Annotated in this window: 1 protein-coding gene; it reads left to right on the top strand. The window is 39.0% G+C overall.

The window, feature by feature from the left end:
* Positions 1–500, top strand: a 500-nt coding sequence (locus Q0910_RS28530) for a TonB-dependent receptor plug domain-containing protein (protein WP_299224246.1), incomplete at both ends; no start/stop codon positions are given.

Raw genomic sequence — 500 nt, 5'->3', positions numbered from 1 at the left:
GTGTTAAATGCAGCGCAAGCCCTTCAGGGACGTGCAGCAGGTGTTGTAGTTCAATCTAATAATGGTGGAGAACCTGGTGCTCCTATAAACGTTAAAATAAGAGGAAATACTTCTATTAATGCCAGTAGTGCTCCACTTATTGTTGTGGATGGGTTTGTAGGAGGTGTTTTTCCACAAGCAAACGACATTCAGTCTATTGAGATTTTAAAAGATGCATCGGCTACTGCCATTTATGGATCCAGAGGTTCCAATGGTGTTGTTTTAGTAACGACAAAAAAAGGTAGAAAAGGGAAGTTATCTGTTGAAGTTAATACCACGTATTCTATTCAAAACACTGCGAATCGATTGGATTTATTGAACGCGGATCAATTTGCAGCATATCAACAAACTATCAATCCGGGGTATGTTCAAGGACCTGCTAATACTGATTGGCAAGATTTGCTATATAAAAGTGGTAGTACTGCGAATCATCAATTTTCTTTTTCCGGAGGAAGTGATAA

Source organism: uncultured Aquimarina sp., from assembly GCF_947495315.1.
Taxonomy (GTDB): domain Bacteria; phylum Bacteroidota; class Bacteroidia; order Flavobacteriales; family Flavobacteriaceae; genus Aquimarina.
This window is presented reverse-complemented; position numbering and strand designations above follow the sequence as displayed.